We start from the raw sequence: 14,793 nt of genomic DNA, 5'->3' as shown, positions 1-14,793 counted from the left end.
GGTTCGGATCAGCCTTGCGCGGGAGGCGCCTGATCCCGGTTGCGCAGTTCGTCCACCAGGACGCGGGTGTTCTCGGAGTAATCCACCGGAACGGTGACGAGGTGGACGCCGCCGGCGCCGAAGGCCTTTTCCAGTGTCGGGGCGAGCCCGTCCGCCGTCTCGACCCGCCATCCCGTGGCGCCGTAGGCGTCGGCGTATTTCACGAAATCGGGGTTACCGAAGGTCAGGCCCCAGTCGGCGAAGTCGTCCACCGCCTGCTTCCAGCGGATCATGCCGTAGGCCCCGTCCTCCAGGATCAGCACGACGAGGTTCAGCTTGAGCCGAACGGCGGTTTCCATCTCCTGCGAGTTCATCATGAAGCCGCCGTCGCCGCACACCGCCAGCACGCGCCGCTCGGGGTGCAGCAGAGCCGCCATCATCGCCGAGGGCAATCCAGCACCCATGGTCGCCAGCGCGTTGTCGAGCAGCAGCGTATTGGCGACATGGGTCCGATAGTTGCGGGCGAACCAGATCTTGTACATGCCGTTGTCGAGCGCCACGATGCCGTCCTCGGGTATGACCTGCCGGACGTCGTGGACGATGCGCTGCGGCGTCAGCGGGAAGCGGCTTTCGGTGGCGCGGTCGAGGATGCGGTCCAGGATCCGCTGCCGCAGCGGCGCCAGCGCCGACGCCGTCTTGAGCTTGCCTTCGAGCCGGTCGGCCAGCAAGGCGAGGCTGGGGCCGACGTCGCCGACGACCTCGGCATGCGGGAAGAACACCTGCTCGACATTGGCGGGGGTATAGCCGACATGGATCACCTTCGGTCCCCGCTCTCCCATGATGAAGGGCGGTTTCTCGACCGTGTCGTGACCTATCGCGAGGATCAGGTCGGCCCTGTCGATCGCTTCATGGACATAGTCGCGCTCCGACAGCGCCGCCGTGCCCATGTAGAGGTTGGAGCCGCCGGCGACCGATCCCTTGCCGGTCTGGGTCGTGAAGAACGGGATCTGGGTGCGGCGGACGAAGTCCGACAGGCTAGAGGCCAGGCGCGGGCGGCTGGCGACCGCTCCCATCATGACCAGCGGGCGTTCGGCCGCCAGGATCATGGCCGCCGCGCGGTCGAGTGCAGCCACCGGCGCCACCGGAAGTTCGATGGGGTGCGGCGGCACCATCGCCAGTTCCGGCACCTCCTCTCCGGCGATGTCCTCCGGCAGTTCAAGATGGACGGGACCGGGGCGTTCCTCCATCGCGACGCGGAAGGCATCGCGCACCAGGGTCGGGATGACGGAGCCGCTGACGATCTGGCGTGACATCTTGGTCAGCGGCTTCATGGCGGCGACGACATCCACGACCTGGAAGCGCGCCTGCCGGCTCGACAGGATCGGCTTCTGACCAGTGATCAGGATCATCGGCATGGCGCCCAGATGGGCATAGGCCGCCCCGGTCGAAAGATTGAGCGCCCCTGGACCAAGCGTGCTGATGCAGACGCCGGGACGGCCGGTCAGCCGTCCGTGGGTGGCGGCCATGAAGGCGGCGGATTGTTCGTGCCGGGTCAGCACTAGCTCGATCGAGGAGCGGCGGAGAGCTTCGACGACATCGAGGTTCTCCTCGCCGGGGATGCCGAATATTCGGTCGACCCCTTCGTTTTCGAGACAGCGGACCAACAGCTCTGCGGCGTTCATGGCCGGGACTCCCTTGGAATGATCGCTGAGGGTCAAGCCGCCTTGGACAGGCCGGCGGTGATTTCGGCGGGCAGGTCGAGCGGAGCGTTGGCGCTATCCAGGAACTCGACCGTCGTGAAGACCATCTCGGTGTCGCCGATGTTCTCGAGATCGTGGATCATGAACTCACCGGCGGCATAGGTGTGGTGGCGGGTGTCGCCGGGCTGGTAGGCCATCTCCGAGACGCGGCCGTCGGCGAAATGGGAACGCCCGCGTCCGGCGGTCACCGCCGTCCAGAAGTAGTCGAGCACGTGGGTATGGAAGGCGATCCGCTCGCCGGGCTTGAGGCCGAGGGACCAGACGCGGACCCGGTCGGATTGGGAGACCAGCCGGCTGCCGACCTGGCCGTTGCCGGCCTTGGCCGCGAACTCCTCGCGGCGCTGGGGGGACCAGTCGGCGGGAGCGGTCGGCCATTCCGTGATGACGGTTCTTTCCATGATCTTTCTCCTTAGGTGAGGCTGAGGCCGGTCTGGGCCTTGACGTGCTGGGCGGCGAAAGCCTGTTTGACGACGGCGGCGGCTTCGGTCCGGTCGAGCCTGGAGACGATCCACGAGGTCAGGAACGCCAGCGGCACGGAGAACAGCGCCGGGTTGTCGTAGGGGAAGGGTGCGGCGCCGAGCTTGAGGGTCACGGTCCAGACGCTGGGCCCGAGGGCCACCAGGACCAGGGCGCTCGCCAAGCCGATCAGGGACCCGGCGACGGCGCCCCGCGTCGTCAACCCCTTCCAGGCGACCGAGAGGAAGATGATCGGGAAGTTGGCGCTGGCCGCGATGGCGAAGACCAGTCCGACCATGAAGGCGATGTTCTGGTTCTCGAACAGGATACCGAGGCCCATGGCGACGACGCTGATCGCGATGGCGGCGAACTTGGAAACCCGGACTTCCTGCGTCTCGCTGACGCGGCCCCGCCTCAGGACGCGGGCATAGAGATCGTGGCTGGCGGCGGACGCTCCGGCGATCGTCAGGCCCGACACTACGGCCAGGATCGTGGCGAAGGCCACCGCCGAGATGAAGCCCAGCAGGACCGAGCCGCCCAGCGCGTTGGCCAGATGCAGGGCCACCATGTTCGTCCCGCCGACAAGATTGCCCGCCGTGTCCTTGAAGGCCGGATCGCCGAGCACGAGGGCGATGGCGCCAAAGCCGATCACGAACAGCAGCGTGTAGAAGACGGTGATGAAGCCCGTCGCGACCAGCACCGACACGCGGGCCTGCCGGGCGTCGGCGACGGTGAAGAAGCGCATCAGGATGTGCGGCAACCCGGCGGTGCCGAAGATCAAGGCGACACCCAGCGACATGGCCGAGATGGGGTCCTTGACCAGCCCGCCCGGCGCCATGATCGCGGCACTCTTGGGATGGAGGGTGATGGCCTGGGTGAACAGCGCCTCCAGGCTGAAGCCGAAGCGGCCGAGGATCAGCACCGACATCAGCGCCGCTCCCGAAAGCAGCAGGACCGCCTTGATGATCTGGACCCAGGTGGTGGCCAGCATGCCGCCGAAGGTCACGTAGAGCATCATCAGGATGCCGACCATGCCGACCGCCACAGGGTAGGGCAGCCCGAACAACAGCTCGATCAGCTTGCCGGCCCCGACCAGCTGCGCGATCAGGTAGAACAGGACGATGACCAGCGTGTTGATGCCGGCCACCGTCCGGATCGGAACCTCCGACAGGCGGTAGGCCGCGACGTCGGCGAAGGTGTAGCGGCCGAGGTTGCGGAGCGGTTCGGCGATCAGGAACAGGATCATCGGAAACCCGACCAGAAAGCCGATCGCGTAGATCATGCCGTCGTAGCCCGACGTGTAGACCAGGGCGGTGACGCCAAGGAAAGTCGCCGCCGAAGTATAGTCGCCAGCGATCGCCAGCCCGTTCTTGAAGCCGCTCAAGCCGCCCCCGGCGGCGTAGTAGTCGCTGGCCGTCCTTGTTCCGCGCCGGGCCGCCCAGAAGGTGATGCCCAAGGTGACCACCACGAAGCCGAGGAACATCGCGATGGCGATCGGATTGAGGCTCTGGCGCGTCGTCGGCCCGGTCAGGGCGTCGGCCCAGGCGGGGGCGGCGGCCAAACCGACGCCCAATGCGGCGACCAGTCCGGCGAGAGCGGTCGCGGGGAAACGCCTGGCGGAAACAGGAAACACGGCGGTCATCGCAGATCCTCCTGAAGGCGCCGGCTCAGGTCGTCGAGGCGGCTGTTGGCGAAGACGACATAGATGGCGGTGAGGATGAAGCCGAAGCCAAGAAGGCCGACGCCCAGCACCAGACCCCAGGTGATGACCGTTCCGTCATGGAGCGGAACCCCCAGCGCCGAGGGCTTGAACGCGATCGTGAGGATGTAGCTGAAATACGTCGCGGCCAGGATCGTGGCGAGCGCCGTTCCAAGACGGGACCTCTCCTGCGCCAGCTGCCGAAAAATGGGATGCGAGACCACTTGATCGAGCTTTGACATGCTCTTTCCTCCCTTGTTTTTGATGTTTCGTCTTGTCTGATCAGGCCATGATCCCGACGGCGGAGGCGGTTTCCGCCATCACCGCCTCTGGCCGCCGGTGACGTTCCGCCATCGCGCGTTCCTCGGCGTCGAGGATCTGGGCCTGCATGTAGGCGCCGAGATGCCGGGCGCGGCGGATGACGGCGGAGCCGAAAGCCAGCCGTTTCGTCTCGAAAGTGGCAAGTGCCTGCGGCAGATCGCCGGGATGGTCGGTGATCGCCTGGACCAGCGCGTCGGCGTCGCCGGCGGCCTTGGTGACGCCCATGCCGACATGGGGCCGTGCCACGAAGGCGGCGTCGCCGATGATGACGGACCGCCGGCCCAGCACCATGCGCGGGGATTCCAGATCCTGGATCGCTTGGATGAAGGGCTGCGCCGTCCTGTCCACCACCTCGGCGAACTGGGGCGACAGCAAGTTCCGCGCGTCGCGGCGGAGCGCCGCGGTGATCTCGGGCCGGATCCTGTTCGGCGGGATCGACAGCGGCTGTGAGACGCCATCGACATCCGTCAGCAGGTCGCGCAGGACGCCGCCGGCCTCGGCGGGACGGTACCAGACGAAGTTGAACCGGCGGCGGCCGGGCTCCATCGCCTCATCCAGACCGGCCACGGGATAGCCCAGCATCTGCTCGCCATCGGGAAGCGAAAAGGCGAAGTGGTCGCCGAGCGCGTCCCGTGTATCCGCCGACAGCAGGGATTCTTCCACCAGTCCGCGCCACGCGATATAGCCGACATAGGACGGCTGGACGCCGGGAGCGAACCGGGATCGGACGGTCGAGAAGATGCCGTCGGCCCCGATCAGCAGATCACCCTGTTCGGACGTGCCATCGCTGAAATGAGCCGTGACCGACGTGTCGGTTTCCTCGACGCTGTCGAGGTTCCGGCCCTGGTGATAACAGGCGTCTGGCAATCCAGCGCGGAGCAGGCCGTGGAGATGGCCCCAGGAGGTCAGGATCTGCCGGAACGGCAGTTCGCCGACGATCGAGCCGTCCCGGCCGAAGACGCGCCGGCCCGAGACCGAGACGCCGACTTGCGCCGCTTGGCTGTCGATGCCGGCGCGTCCCAGCACGTCGAACAGTTCCGGGTGGGTCACGATGCCGGCGCCCCGGCCGGACAACTCGGCCCCCACGCGCTCGAAGACGTCGGCCCGCCAGCCGGCGCGGCGGAGCAGGAGTGCGGCGAACAGGCCGGCCATCGAGCCGCCGATGATGATGGCTCTCGGTTTGGGGGTGGGTCGTGTTTGGGGAGTGCTCAAGCGGGTCGTCGACATGGTGCGTCCTCCGTTTGGCTCCGCCGCCTGTGGTCGGCGTGCGGACCGATCCTTCGCGTCACGGAGGGGGAGGAACGGCGTCCGCTTCGACGCTCCCAAACCAACCCACGATCCCCGGCACGATGTTTATCGTTCGATAAACAGACAATGCGCCGTGCCAACGGATCATGTCAACAACTATTTATCAAGTGATAAACTCAGCCCGTCCGGCGCGCCTCCTCCATTTCTTCCGACTGGATCAGGTCTCCAACCGCCGCTGGCATGCCGCGCAGAAAAGCCCGGACGCGCAGCGCCAGATCGGCGTCGCGATCGTCCGGGACGGGCATGCCGTAGATGAATTGGCGGACGCCCAGGTAGAAGATCGCCGCGTGGAGGCCCCAGATCAGCTCGGCCTCCTCGTCCAGGATCGGGCCATCGACCGGCATTCCGTGTTCCCGGCGGATCTCGCGGGCGATCAGGTCGAAGGCGGCGGACCTGAGAAACGCCAGATAGCGGGCGTTGAAATCCAAACCCTTCAGTCCGGCGAACATGAATAGCCGGACCCATTCGTAATTCAGGATGACCTTGGCGTAGGCTTGGTAGAAACGGACCAGCCGGTCCTCCAGCGGAACCGCCCGGTCACGCAGTTGGGACTCCCAATCCTTGTTCCAGCGGTTGACGTAGACCTCCTCGTAGACCCGGTCGAGCAGGGCCTCCTTGCTGGGGAAGTAGCGGTACAGCAACGGCTGGGTGATGCCGAGACGCGCCGCCAACTCCCTGGTGGAGCCGTCGAAGCCGAATTCGGCGAAGAAGGCCACGGCACCCTGGACGATCTCCAGCTCCCGTTCCCTGGGATCGAGCCGGCGTTTATCGGCGATTTTCGCTTGAGGGGCGCGGGACATGGTCCAAAGTTCCTTTATCGTTCGATAAACAGCATATCACGCGGGATGCCGGTTTGGCAGCCACCAACGCGATGCGCCTCGGGATCGATGGCGTCGGATCCCTGGAACCAGGCTTCACGCTTCAGGCTTCAGGCTTCAGGCACTCATCTCCGGAACAGGGGTCCTGACTGGCTCGCCGGCGAGGAAGGCCGTGACGTTGGCGACGACGAGGTCTTGCATGGCCTCGTGGGCGTCGGTGGTGCCGCCGCCGATGTGGGGCGCCAGCACGACATGCTGGATGGCCTTGAGGGCGTCGGGCACGGTAGGTTCGCGTTCGAAGACGTCGAGCCCGGCGCCGCCCAGTTCGCCCAATCGCAGCAGGTCGATCAAGGCGTCCTCGTCGATGATCGAGCCGCGCGCGATGTTGACGACGATGCCATCCGGACCCAGCGCCCTCAGCACCTCCCGGCCGACGCGGTGGCGGTTGCTGGCGTCGGCCCGGGCGGCGATCATCAGGATGTCGGCCCACTCGACCAGCGATTCCAGCGTGTCGTGGAAGGCGTGGGGCGTATCCGGCTTCCGCGAGCGGTTGTGATACGCCACCTCCGCCTCGAACGCGGCGGCCCGGTCGGCGATCTTGCGGCCGATCGCGCCGAACCCGAAGACGCCAATCCTGCGGCCGGTCAACCCGCGCACCAAGGGCATGCGCGCGGCGGAAGCGCCGCTCCACAATCCGTCGCGGACGAATTTGTCGGCCATCACGATACGGCGGTTGGCCGCCAGCAGCAGGGCCATGGCGTGGTCCGCCACGGCGGCGGCGTTGGCGGCGGGGCTGTGGGTGACCATGATCCCGCGTCTCCGCGCCGCCTCGAGATCGACCCCCTCGTAACCGGTGCCGTAGCAGCAGATCAGGCCGAGGTTGGGCAGGCGGTCCATCACCGCCGCGTCCGTCCTCAACGTTCCCATGGTGATCAGCGCGCGCACCCGGGCGGCCTCTCCAGGAGCGAGGGTGGCGCCGGTCGGCGGCTCGAACGGGCCGATGACGGTGGCGGAGGGGGCGAGTTTGTCGCGGAGGCCGGCGGGAAAGTTCGCGGCCAGGAGGATGGTTGCGGTCATGCGACGAAGGTTAACCGATGCCCCGCACTGGCGCAACGCGCGCCATCTGGCGGTTTGTTTTCAAGGAATGTCAGACGGGGGCACGCCTGTTCGTCATAGAGGGAGGGCGCCCCGATGCGGCCCAAATGGATCGGATAAGGAGATCGAGACGATGCGCGTGATGGTGATGGTGAAAGCGACGAAGGACAGCGAGGCGGGCATCATGCCCACGGTCGAGCGTCTCGAAGCCATGGGCGAGTTCAACGAGGAGCTGATAAGGGCCGGCGTCATGCTGGCCGGCGACGGGCTGAAGGCGTCATCCAACGGCAAGCGCGTGGCCTTCGACGGGGCGAACCGCACCGTCATCGACGGCCCTTTCGCAGAGACCGCCGAACTGGTCGCCGGGTTTTGGATATGGCAAGTCAAGGACATGGCCGAGGCGGTCGAATGGGTCAAGCGCTGTCCCAATCCGATGCCGGGCCCCAGCGAGATCGAGATCCGCCCGCTGTACGAGGCCGCCGACTTCGCCTGAGATCCGTCGGTTCCGGTTTATGGCGAACCTGTTATCCACTGACGGCCCATTTGGCGGCTAGTGGATAACAGGTTGAACGTTGCGTTCGTAATCTTCCATGACATCCGTTGTGATGTCGCGAGGGCAAGTGGGGTTTCCAAGACGACGATGTGAAAACGGCTGGACGAGGTCGTCAACGGGAAGCGGGCGGGCTGATGCCGGCCTGATCCGGCATCGACCGGCCCAAGGTCTCGATCGCGGTCTTGGCCAGGTAGGTCAGCCATAGGGTGATGCCGATGAACTTCGCCCCGTCCTCGGCGACGTAGAGGATGAAGTCATCCTCCCACCAGCCCATGGCCCGCAGGACGGCGGGGTTGTCGAACAGGAGGCTGGCGCCGAGGAAGGTCCCGGCGAGCGCCAGCAGGCTGAAATTGGCTCGAATGAACATCCTGAGGAAGCCCAGGCCGAAGGCGGCGGCGATGGCTAGATAGCCGATCTTGACGTAGCGCTCCCGAATGCCCAGCACATTGGGCAGGATGTGCTCGTGAAGCATGAAGGCGTCGTCCAGCAGCATGAGCAGCGTGAACAGGCCGGCCGCCAGGAAGAACCTCCGGACGAGCGCCGTCTCGCGGGTGCGGATGACGGCGTAGGTCATCAGCGCGATGGCGGCGGCGGCGGCCCAGCAGAACAACCCCAGCATGGAGACGAAGCCCATGAGTGGGTTGAAGATGACGGTATCGGCGGGGTCGTTGAAAATTTCCCGATAGCTTAGCGTGCTCTGAGTAGTCGTAATTAGTATCACAACGAAAGATAGCGCCAGTGGGATCACAACCCAAGGCAATATCGATTGAGGGCTTTGCTCGGTCCCCAACGAATATGAACTGTAGTTTTTCGAGCTCGCCGTCATTGATCTTCCCGATTCGGATCTTTGTTACCGTTTAGTTACGATATGGATTTCGGCGTAATCATCTCCATCTATTTCGATTGCCCCCCCAAATGAACCGAGAATTGGGAAGGTAACTACACCCTACGGCTCGATTGCCGGGAATTGATGGACTAGGCCGCCCGCCTTCGGTCCACCCGCCGGTTTCAGGTGTTGCCGCTGGAGTGGATCGCCATTGGCGGTCCAACAGGTATCAACCCAGGAGGAAGACACGATGGAACCAATGAAGCCGATGGAACCCATGAAGCCCATGGAGCCGATGAAGCCCATGGGCGGGGGAGAGAAGTGGTGGCCGGATGATCTGGGACAGCCTTCCACCAGCGGATCGCAGAACGGCATGCGCTATGCCTTCTTCCCGGAGAAGAAGCGCTTGCTGATCGAGCGGGATGGCGACCTCACGACCTATGACAGCGCGGATCACCAGATCGGCGGCGTGTCGCAGCAGGATGGCGGTTCGACGTCGCTGACCTTCACGAGCCAGAAGGGCCAGGTGAAGTTGGACGAGTTGAAGAAGATCGGCTGAGGGTCGCTGCCAGGGCGAGCGTCAGGACCAGCACCAAGCCCAGATCGAAGGCCAAGTTGGCGACCAGCAGGTGTTTCTGGATCTCCGCCCTGCCGTCGCCGACGACGGTGATCACGATCTGGCTCGCCGTTAGCGCCAGCAGGAATTGCGCGGCGATCGCGATCCCTTTGAATCCGGGTCTTTTGGACAGGGGGAAGAGCGCCACCGACGCCGCGACCAGCACGGCCAGGAAGGGAAGACCCGTTGGCATCAGGCGCTTGACGCCGCTCCAGAGCGTTGGGGCGATGATCGGCGCGACGGTGCCGCCCAGATGGGTCTTGCCGTACTGAGGCAGGTCGATGTCGTGCATGGCGTCCGCCGCGAAGCCGATCGCGGCTGTGAACGCCAACGGATCGGAGAGGTAGAGTTCGACGGTCCGGCCATGCGTCGCGAACGGCGACACCTCCTTGAAACAAGGGCTTTGCGCGTAGGCGTTGACACCGACGCAGTGTTCGGCCCTGGGCGGGAAATCGTCCAGGTGCCGGGCGGGGTCGTCGGTGAAGGTCAAGGCGCCGATGAAGAGCGAGTTGTAGGCGTTGACGTTGCCGAAGCTGTAACCGGTGGTGACGATCAGCGCCAGCAATTGCGGGACGGCGAATAGGGCCGCCGTCGGCAGGGGAGCGCGTTTGACCGGTCCCCAAGCGTGCGCGATCAGGACCACCAGCAGGATCGCCGGCGTCGGGACGAACTGCGCCTTCGAAGACGCGAACAGGGCGAGCGCCACCGCGAACATCGTCTTCCAAATCCATCCGCCGCTTTCCCTGAAGGCCAGGATGGCGGAGGGGACGAGGACCAGCAGATAGAGCAGGCTCGCCCGCTCCTCGTAGAACGAGTTGAGGAACGCGGCGTAGCCGGTATCCAGCAGGATCGCCGACACAGCCGCCAGAGCCAGACAGGTCAACGCCGTGTTTCGGATCGTGACCCGGAGCGCCAGGGCCAGGGTGGCGAACGCGGCCAATGCCAGCATCCGGGCCGGGATCGACGCGATCCGCAGCGAATAGTCGGTGTTGCCGGCGATGGCGTTGGCGGCCATCCCGGCCATGTTTAGAAGCTGCGCCGACGACCGGCTCTCGATCGGCGGCCGCGCGTCGGCTGGCTTGAGGGTCCAGTCGTCGATCCAGAACTTGGTGAACCTGAGATCCCACGCCGCGTCGTCGGTCGGCCAATTCGTCGCGAAGGCCACCGGCTTCTCGATGAACCACTGCATGGACCGGGAGAAATCGCCGTTGTCCGCGATCCCGGTGTTGATCAGCAGGAATCCCAGTACCGCCTGAAGACCAACGATCAGGAGGATGGCTGTCCTACCCCAGCCGTCCAACCACCCGCCGGAGCGTCTTTCACCCTTGACGCTCAACGCGACCATCCCGTCTCTTCCGATTCAAGCCTTTGGCCGATCCCCGCACCGCTTCAGATCTGCTCCATCGGCGGCCTTCCTGTCCAGCGTCATTTGGTTCGGGTGAGGAAGGCGGACACGGCGGCGACGGTGGCTTTGGGCTGCTCCTCCATCAGCCAGTGCCCGGAATTCGGGATCACCAGTTCCGTCACGTCGGATGCCGCCGCGCGCATCACGACGGCCATGGTTGGGCCAAAGGATTTCTCGCCTCCCACGGCCAGGGTGGGCATGGTCAGCTTGATTTTCGCCACGAAAGCCTTGTTGTCGATGGCGTCCTGATCGAAGGCGGCGAACTGGTTGAAGCCCGCGTGCATGGCGCCGGGTTGGGCGTAGAGCTTCGCGTAATGGTCCCGCGACGCCTCGCCGAAGCTTTTCGGGTCGGCCGAGAACTCGTTCCAGAACCGATCGAGATATATGCGCTCCCGGCCGGCGACCAGACGCTCGGCGTCCGGTCCCTGAAACGAGAAGTGCCAGAGCGCCCGGCTTCGGACGATCTCGTCCCACGGGCCAACCCCCGGCAGCGGCGCGTCCATCAGGACGAACCGCGTGACCCGGTCGGGATATTGGGCCGCGAAGGCGTAGCCGACCATGTTGCCGATGTCATGGGTGACGAGATCAGCCCGGTCGATCCGAAGGCCATCGAGGACTCCCGCGATATCCTGGCCCTGGGTCTTCTTGTCGTAACCGCTCTCCGGACGGGACGACAGCCCCATGCCGCGTAGGTCGGGGACGATCACCGTGTGATCGCCGGCCAATTCGGCCGCGAGCGGCGCCCACATGTCGCCGGTTTCGCCATAGCCGTGAAGCAGGATGACCGCGGGCCCTTGACCGCCGACGCGGACATGCAAGCTGACGCCATTGGTCTCAATCCTCCGATCGTGGAAGCTGTCGGGAAAAGGCTGGACTTGCGCCGAGGTTGGCGATGACATGATCAAGACTCCCAAAGCGCCGAGTAAAAGCCGAAGCATCGTGATTTTCCTCCACAGGGGGGGAGTGGGCTGATGGCGGCGAGTATCGCGCTGGGCTGTCGTTCGGATTAGCCTTGAAATCCTGGAACTTCATTCCGGAAATGCCGAACGATCAGGCGAACGGACCACGAGAGGCGCGATGATGAAGCTGGACGGTATCGTCACCTTCGTGGCGGTCGCGGAGGCGGGCTCGATCAGCGAGGCGGCGCGACGACTGCGGCTGGCCAAATCGGTCGTCAGCGAACGGCTGGCCGAATTGGAGAGGAGCCTGGGCGCGGTCTTGCTGCACAGGACGACGCGGAAGCTGACGCTGACCGAGGATGGTCTCGCGTTCCTGGAGCGCGCCACCCGGATCGCCCGGGATATCGAGGAAGCGACCTCCGACTTGGCGGAGCGGCGCAACACGCTGGTTGGTCCCTTGCGAATCTCCGCGCCGGTGACGTTCGGGCGGATGCACCTGGGACCGGCGCTTTATTCGTTCCTCGGCAAGCATCCCCTGGTCGAGCTGTCGCTCGATCTGGACGATCGGCGGGTGGACGCGGCGGCCGATGGCTATGACGCGGTGGTGCGCCATGGACCGATCGAAAACACGCGCCTGATCGCTTGGCCGCTGGCCCGGAGCCGGCGCGTGCTGGTGGCGGCGCCCTCGTATGTGGAAAGCCAAGGTGTTCCGGGTTCCTTGGCGGACTTGGAGCGGCACAAGGGGATCTTCTACACGAACCGGGGCGTGGCCGATTGGCGCTTCCAGGGAGCGGACGGGATGGTGATCGTGCGCGGGCAAGTCCGGTTGCGCGTCAACAACGGCGACGTGATGCGGGACGCCGCGATCGCAGGCTTGGGTATCGCGCTGTTGCCGACTTTCATCGTCGGCGCCGCCGTCAAGTCTGGAGCCTTGACCGTGATACCGTTGGAGGCCGAAGCGGAAGGCGAGTTCGTCTACATGGCCCATCCAGAGGGCCGAAGGGCGTCGGCCAAGCTCCGGGCTTTGGCCGACGCGCTGCGCGGATCCTTCGGCGATCCACCAGACTGGGAGACAGCCGCGGCGACCCACACTGGGTGATTGACTAGCCGGCGGGCTATTGCCACGGTTATGGTGAATCATAAGAAAATGGGCGGGAAGAACATGCATATCCTCATCATTGGCGCGGCTGGCATGGTCGGCCGCAAGCTGACCGAGCGGCTGGTCGCCGACGGGCGTCTCGGCGATGCCGAGTTGTCGGTCCTGACGCTGGTCGACGTGATCGATCCTCCGGTGCCCGACGGCTTCGCGGGGGAGGTTCGGACCGTCGCGGCCGATGTCTCGAGCCCGGGCGAGGCGGGATCGCTGATCGCCAGCCGGCCCGATGTCGTATTCCACTTGGCGGCGATCGTGTCGGGCGAGGCGGAGGCTGATTTCGACAAGGGATACCGCATCAACCTGGACGGCACCCGTTTCCTGTTCGACGCGATCCGCCTGGAGGGCGTCAAGGCGCCGTACAAGCCGCGCGTGGTCTTCTCGTCCTCGATCGCGGTGTTCGGGGCGCCCTTCCCCGAGAAGATCGGCGACGAGTTCTTCCTGACGCCGCTGACCAGCTATGGCACGCAGAAGGCGATGGGCGAGCTGCTGCTGGCGGACTATTCGCGGCGCGGCTTCTTCGACGGCATCGGCATCCGGCTGCCGACCATCTGCATCCGGCCGGGCAAGCCGAACAAGGCCGCCTCGGGCTTCTTCTCGAACATCCTGCGCGAACCGCTGGTCGGACAGGAAGCCGTGCTGCCGGTCGGCGAGGACGTGCGGCACTGGCACGCCAGTCCGCGGTCGGCGGTGGGGTTCCTACTGCGCGCCGCGACCATGGACCTGGAGCCACTGGGATGGCGGCGCAACCTGTCGATGCCGGGGCTGTCGGCGACGGTGGGTGAGCAGATCGAGGCGTTGCGGAAGGTGGCCGGCGACAAGGCGGTCAAGCTGATCCGGCATGAGCCGGACCCGTTCATCATCAAGATGGTCGGCGGCTGGGCCCGCGATTTCGACACGGGGCGGGCTGAATCCTTGGGCTTCCAAGCGGAGAAGTCGTTCGAGGAGATCATCCGCGCGCATATGGAGGACGAACTGGGCCGCGAGGTCTGAGCGGCTTGGCGGCTCGCGGCGCCTCACCCTGCCCCGTCCCCTTGGAGATCGCCATGGCGCGGAATGTCTACGACGATCCCGACTTCTTCAACGGTTACAGCCAATTGCCCCGGCAGGTTCGCGGGCTGGATGGCGCGCCCGAGTGGGCCGCCATACGGGCGATGCTTCCTGACTTGAAAGGCAAGCGTGTCGCCGATCTGGGTTGTGGTTTCGGTTGGGCCTCGCGGTGGATGCGCGGTCAGGGTGCGGCCTCGGTCGTCGGCATCGATCTCTCGCGGAACATGATCGCCCGGGCCAGAGCCGACACGGCGGACGCGGGCATCGACTATCGCGTCGCCGATCTCGAAACGCTGGATTTGCCTAGGTCGGCTTACGATCTGGTCTACAGCGCCCTGACTTTCCACTATGTGGAGGACTTCGAAAGGCTCGCGCGGATGATCCACGACGCCCTGGTCGATGGAGGAGACCTGATGTTCACCATCGAGCATCCGATCTTCATGGCCGCCGCGCATCCGCGCTGGATCGTCGATGGGGATGGCCGCAAGACCTGGCCGGTCGATGGCTATTCGATCGAGGGCGAGCGCCGCACCGACTGGTTCATCAAAGATGTGCTCAAGCATCACCGGACACTGGCGACGACACTCAACACCTTGATCAAGGTCGGCTTCGCGGTGCGGCAAATCGACGAATTCGCGCCCACGGACGACCAGATCGCCGAAATGCCCGAACTCGCCGAGGAACTGGAACGTCCGATGATGCTCCTGGTCTCGGCCCGGAAGCGGGGCGCGTGACGGCGCGGCACCGCCGGGCGGCGTGACGTAAGAGGGGAGATCGTTCAAAAGACCGGAGTAATCGACAATATCGCGGCCCGCCGATCCGGCATGATCCCGTCCTCGCGAAAGCGATCCGCAT

The 14,793-nt window shown here is 65.4% G+C and carries 15 protein-coding genes; 5 read left to right on the top strand and 10 right to left on the bottom strand.

What is annotated here, in order from left to right; translation table 11 throughout:
• Nucleotides 1–8 precede the first annotated feature (8 nt).
• The 7 genes from N825_RS23095 to N825_RS23065 all read right to left on the bottom strand — a co-directional run bounded on the left by N825_RS23095 (nucleotide 9) and on the right by N825_RS23065 (nucleotide 7,418).
• Entirely contained in the window at nucleotides 9–1,661 is a 1,653-nt protein-coding gene (locus N825_RS23095; RefSeq protein WP_037457473.1) for an acetolactate synthase large subunit, read from the bottom strand.
• 32 nt (nucleotides 1,662–1,693) lie between these two features.
• Nucleotides 1,694–2,137, bottom strand: a complete 444-nt coding sequence (locus N825_RS23090) for a cupin domain-containing protein (RefSeq protein ID WP_037457471.1) — start codon at nucleotides 2,135–2,137, stop codon at nucleotides 1,694–1,696.
• Between the two features lie 11 nt (nucleotides 2,138–2,148).
• Nucleotides 2,149–3,837 (bottom strand): cation/acetate symporter ActP, encoded by a 1,689-nt coding sequence (actP, locus tag N825_RS23085; RefSeq protein ID WP_051512799.1) that lies wholly within the window; start codon nucleotides 3,835–3,837, stop codon nucleotides 2,149–2,151.
• Entirely contained in the window at nucleotides 3,834–4,136 is a 303-nt protein-coding gene (locus N825_RS23080; RefSeq protein ID WP_037457469.1) for a DUF485 domain-containing protein, read from the bottom strand. Before N825_RS23080 ends, actP begins: the two co-directional genes overlap by 4 nt.
• 40 nt (nucleotides 4,137–4,176) lie before the next feature.
• Nucleotides 4,177–5,442 carry an FAD binding domain-containing protein gene (locus N825_RS23075; protein WP_051512798.1) on the bottom strand — a complete coding sequence of 422 codons (1,266 nt, stop codon included), beginning with the start codon at nucleotides 5,440–5,442 and terminating at the stop codon, nucleotides 4,177–4,179.
• Nucleotides 5,443–5,639: 197 nt separating this feature from the next.
• On the bottom strand, nucleotides 5,640–6,323 hold the full coding sequence (locus N825_RS23070) for a TetR/AcrR family transcriptional regulator (protein WP_051512797.1): 684 nt from the start codon (nucleotides 6,321–6,323) through the stop codon (nucleotides 5,640–5,642).
• Between the two features lie 135 nt (nucleotides 6,324–6,458).
• Nucleotides 6,459–7,418, bottom strand: a complete 960-nt coding sequence (locus tag N825_RS23065) for a 2-hydroxyacid dehydrogenase (protein ID WP_037457467.1) — start codon at nucleotides 7,416–7,418, stop codon at nucleotides 6,459–6,461.
• Between the two features lie 151 nt (nucleotides 7,419–7,569).
• Between N825_RS23065 and N825_RS23060 the strand changes: the two genes are divergently transcribed.
• Nucleotides 7,570–7,929, top strand: coding sequence for a YciI family protein (locus tag N825_RS23060; RefSeq protein ID WP_037457466.1), 360 nt, complete (start codon nucleotides 7,570–7,572; stop codon nucleotides 7,927–7,929).
• Between the two features lie 172 nt (nucleotides 7,930–8,101).
• On the opposite strand, the gene N825_RS36810 is transcribed toward N825_RS23060, so the two are convergent.
• Nucleotides 8,102–8,623 (bottom strand): hypothetical protein, encoded by a 522-nt coding sequence (locus N825_RS36810; RefSeq protein ID WP_051512796.1) that lies wholly within the window; start codon nucleotides 8,621–8,623, stop codon nucleotides 8,102–8,104.
• Nucleotides 8,624–9,065: 442 nt separating this feature from the next.
• On the opposite strand from N825_RS36810, the gene N825_RS23050 reads away from it, so the two are divergent.
• Complete coding sequence (locus N825_RS23050; RefSeq protein ID WP_037457465.1) at nucleotides 9,066–9,374, top strand: hypothetical protein; 309 nt, start codon at nucleotides 9,066–9,068, stop codon at nucleotides 9,372–9,374.
• Here the strand turns inward: N825_RS23050 and wsfD are convergent.
• Both wsfD and N825_RS23040 read right to left on the bottom strand, forming a co-directional pair.
• On the bottom strand, nucleotides 9,322–10,776 hold the full coding sequence (gene wsfD, locus N825_RS23045; RefSeq protein WP_037457463.1) for a glycan biosynthesis hexose transferase WsfD: 1,455 nt from the start codon (nucleotides 10,774–10,776) through the stop codon (nucleotides 9,322–9,324). The two genes, N825_RS23050 and wsfD, sit on opposite strands and share 53 nt — an antisense overlap.
• A gap of 80 nt (nucleotides 10,777–10,856) precedes the next feature.
• Nucleotides 10,857–11,735 carry an alpha/beta fold hydrolase gene (locus tag N825_RS23040; RefSeq protein ID WP_198038860.1) on the bottom strand — a complete coding sequence of 293 codons (879 nt, stop codon included), beginning with the start codon at nucleotides 11,733–11,735 and terminating at the stop codon, nucleotides 10,857–10,859.
• Nucleotides 11,736–11,913: 178 nt separating this feature from the next.
• Between N825_RS23040 and N825_RS23035 the strand changes: the two genes are divergently transcribed.
• The 3 genes from N825_RS23035 (at nucleotide 11,914) to N825_RS23025 (ending at nucleotide 14,672) form a co-directional block, all read left to right on the top strand.
• Nucleotides 11,914–12,834: a LysR family transcriptional regulator gene (locus N825_RS23035; RefSeq protein ID WP_037457459.1), complete on the top strand. Its 921-nt coding sequence runs from the start codon at nucleotides 11,914–11,916 to the stop codon at nucleotides 12,832–12,834.
• 63 nt (nucleotides 12,835–12,897) lie between these two features.
• Nucleotides 12,898–13,881 (top strand): D-erythronate dehydrogenase, encoded by a 984-nt coding sequence (denD, locus tag N825_RS23030; protein WP_037457558.1) that lies wholly within the window; start codon nucleotides 12,898–12,900, stop codon nucleotides 13,879–13,881.
• A gap of 53 nt (nucleotides 13,882–13,934) precedes the next feature.
• A complete protein-coding gene (locus tag N825_RS23025; protein ID WP_037457556.1) occupies nucleotides 13,935–14,672 on the top strand; it encodes a class I SAM-dependent methyltransferase in 738 nt (245 codons plus the stop codon).
• Nucleotides 14,673–14,793: the final 121 nt, after the last annotated feature.

The sequence above is a fragment of the Skermanella stibiiresistens SB22 genome, assembly GCF_000576635.1.
Classification (GTDB): Bacteria; Pseudomonadota; Alphaproteobacteria; order Azospirillales; family Azospirillaceae; genus Skermanella; species Skermanella stibiiresistens.
This window is presented reverse-complemented; position numbering and strand designations above follow the sequence as displayed.